This window comes from Curtobacterium flaccumfaciens (genome assembly GCF_051548005.1).
Lineage (GTDB): Bacteria > Actinomycetota > Actinomycetes > Actinomycetales > Microbacteriaceae > Curtobacterium.
Window position 1 is genome coordinate 1 of the sequence record NZ_JBPUGH010000237.1, and the last position, 2,820, is coordinate 2,820.

A 2,820-nucleotide genomic window follows, 5' to 3' on the forward strand; every position below is an offset into this window, starting at 1 on the left:
CCCGCGTCCTGCTCGACGCCGCGCGCACCGAGCGCGCACGGCTGCCGCGCTGAGCGGCGGCGCGGGCCGCGCGGCGGGAACCCGGTTCCGGACACGGCACCGGAGAAAAGCGCGGTGCGGTGTCCGGAACCTGGTTCCGGCGCCCGCCCGCCCGGCCTACTTCCGCGTCACCCAGCGTGCCCGGACGGCCAACCCCACGCGCAGCACCGCCCGCAGCGGCCACAGCCACCACGCCCGGTACTTCCGCGAGAGGAACCGGTACGCGCTCCGGTGGTGCTCGATCTCCATGCGGCGCCGGTTCGACGAGGTCGAGTGGGCTCCGGTGTGCGTGACCACCGCCGTCGGCACGTACACGTTCGCGCGCCCGGCGAGCCCCACGCGCTGCCCGAGGTCGACGTCCTCGAAGTACATGAAGTACGACTCGTCGAAGCCGCCGAGCTCGCGGAAGAGCGAGGTGCGGATGAGGAAGCACGCGCCGGACAACCAGCCGGCCTCGCGTTCGACGACCTCGGTGGTGGACCAGTACCGCTGACTCCACGGGTTCGCCGGCCAGAAACGCGAGAACGCGGCGTGGCCGAGACCGGTCCGGAGCGAGGGGAGCCGCCGCGCCGACGGGTAGGTCTCACCCTGCTCGTCGAGGATCCGCGGACCGAACGACCCACCGGTCGGCAGTCGGTCGGCCGCGGCGACGAGTTCGTCGATGGACCCCGGGGCGAGGACCACGTCGGGGTTCGTGACGAGCAGGAACTCCGGCCGGACGTCGGGGAGCACGTCGTCGAGCGCGGCGAGGGCCGAGTCGATGCCGCCGCCGTAGCCGCGGTTCCCGCCGGAGGACACCACGACCGCGCCGTACGACTCGCCGATCGCCCGCAGCGCGTCGAGGTCCGCTGAACCGTTGTCCGCGATCATCACGGCCAGCGGGTGCGTGGACGCCGCGGCGACGCTCTCGAGGAACGGCCGGATGGTCTCACCCGTGTTGTACGTGACGGTGAGCACGGCGACCCGGATCATCGGGCGGCTCCGGCGACGGTCTCGTACGCGCCCACGTGCACGGCTGCGGTGGCGTCCCACGTGAAGTCCGCGGCGCGGCGGAGCGCAGCGGTGCGGTGCGACGCGACGAGCTCGGGGTCGTCGAGCAGCTCCGCCATCGCAGCGGCGAGGTCCGCGGCCGCCGGCTCGGAGTAGACGGCCGCGTCGCCGCCGACCTCCGGCAGCGAGAGGCGCCGGGTGGTCAGCACGCACGCGCCCGTCGCCATCGCCTCGACCACGGGCAGGCCGAAGCCCTCGCCGAGGGACGGGTAGACGACGAACTCCGCACCGCCGAGGAAGCCGGAGAGGTCCTCGAGAGGCAGGTACCCGGCCTCGACGACGTGGTCGGCGTACTGCAGCGCGTCGAGCCGCTCGATCGCGGCGTCGTCCCAGCCCCGGGCACCGGAGAGCACGAGCCACGGCGTGTCCGACCCCGTGAGCGAGCGGGCACCGCGGACCGAGGCGTAGGCGTCGAGCAACGCCGTGACGTTCTTGCGCGGTTCGATCGTGCCGAGGAACGCGATCCAGGACGCGTCGTCGGGGAGCGTCGCGGCGATGCGGGCGTCCTCGACCTCGGCGGTGGACGGCTCGTGGAACACGCTCCGGTCGACCCCGAGCGGGGCGACCCGGACGTCCGCGCGGATGCCGGAGACCACCCGTGCTGCCTCGCTCGCGGTGGCGGCGCTCGGCACGATGACGACCGGACGGGTCCGGAGGGAGCGACGACTCCACCAGGTGAAGAACGTGCGCTTCAGGCGCGAGTGCCACTCCGGGTTCGAGAAGAACGTGGCGTCGTGCAGCGTGACGACCGAGCCCCGGCGCCACGAGAACGGGAAGGTGTAGTGCGGGGAGTGCAGCACGACCGCGCCGATCCGCCGTCCGAGTGCCGGCAGCCCGGTCTGCTCCCACAGGAACCGCAGGGGCACGGAATCCGTCCACGACGGGGCCGTGTGCAGCGTCGCGTGCGGCGCGAGGGCCCGGAAGTGGGCGGTGTGGACGGGCCGGACGACGAGGTGCACGTCGAGCGACGGGTCGGTCAGGTGCGAGACGACGCCCTCGACGTAGCGGCCGACGCCGCCGAGGTTGCGCGGTACCGCGGTCCCGTCGATGAGGACGGTGGTCTGCGGCACGCCTGGTTCCTTCCGGCCGGGGACGCCGCGGTGGGGACCGTCGACGGGGGAGTCCCCAGGATAGCCCGCTCCGCTCATGCGCCCGGGTCCACGGCGCTCCGCGGGACGGACGCGACCCGTGTCTCGTGGACCCGCCGTGCGAGGTGCACGGGGAGGTGTCCCGTCACGTCGGCCAGCGCTGCCAGGACGAGCCGCGCCTCCCGGCGGGTACGCCCGGACCGCAGTCCCAGCAGACCGCGTGCGGTCGTCCGGACCGCCGCGCGCAGGACCGTCGACCACGGCGCGTGCCAGAGCGCGACCACGAGTCGGTTGCGCGCGTTGCGGAAGACGAACAGGTCGCTGTGCACGCCGGACGAGGCCGAGTGGTCGTGCTCGACGACCGCGTCGGCGACGTACTCGACGCGCCAGCCGCGACGGCGGAGCCGCCAGGCGAGTTCGGTGTCCTCGTAGTACATGAAGAGCGACTCGTCGAGGAGTCCGACGTCGTCGAGCGCGGCCTTCCGGAGTGCCGACGCGCCGCCCGAGAACCCGAACACGTCGCGGTCCGCGGCACGGTCGGCGGCGCCGAACCAGTCGCGGTCCGTGCCGTTGCCGTCGCGGTCGATCCGGACGCCGGTCGAGTTGAGCCGGACCTCGCCGTCCGCGTCGGGCACCCACAGGT

The 2,820-nt window shown here is 73.7% G+C and carries 3 protein-coding genes; all 3 read right to left on the reverse strand.

What is annotated here, in order from left to right; translation table 11 throughout:
* Positions 1-156 precede the first annotated feature (156 nt).
* Positions 157-1,011, reverse strand: a complete 855-nt coding sequence (locus tag ACSW7Y_RS16860; RefSeq protein WP_438127380.1) for a glycosyltransferase family 2 protein — start codon at positions 1,009-1,011, stop codon at positions 157-159.
* Positions 1,008-2,159: a glycosyltransferase family 4 protein gene (locus ACSW7Y_RS16865; protein ID WP_438127381.1), complete on the reverse strand. Its 1,152-nt coding sequence runs from the start codon at positions 2,157-2,159 to the stop codon at positions 1,008-1,010. The genes ACSW7Y_RS16860 and ACSW7Y_RS16865 overlap by 4 nt, the downstream gene beginning before the upstream one ends.
* A 74-nt stretch (positions 2,160-2,233) precedes the next feature.
* A partial coding sequence (locus ACSW7Y_RS16870) for a glycosyltransferase family 2 protein (RefSeq protein WP_438127382.1) occupies positions 2,234-2,820 on the reverse strand: 587 nt, incomplete at its 5' end.

Excerpts from the sequence above, each read along its gene's own strand:
- ACSW7Y_RS16860 (WP_438127380.1), bottom strand. The coding sequence starts at position 1,011 with ATGATCCGGGTCGCCGTGCTCACCGTCACGTACAACACGGGTGAGACC.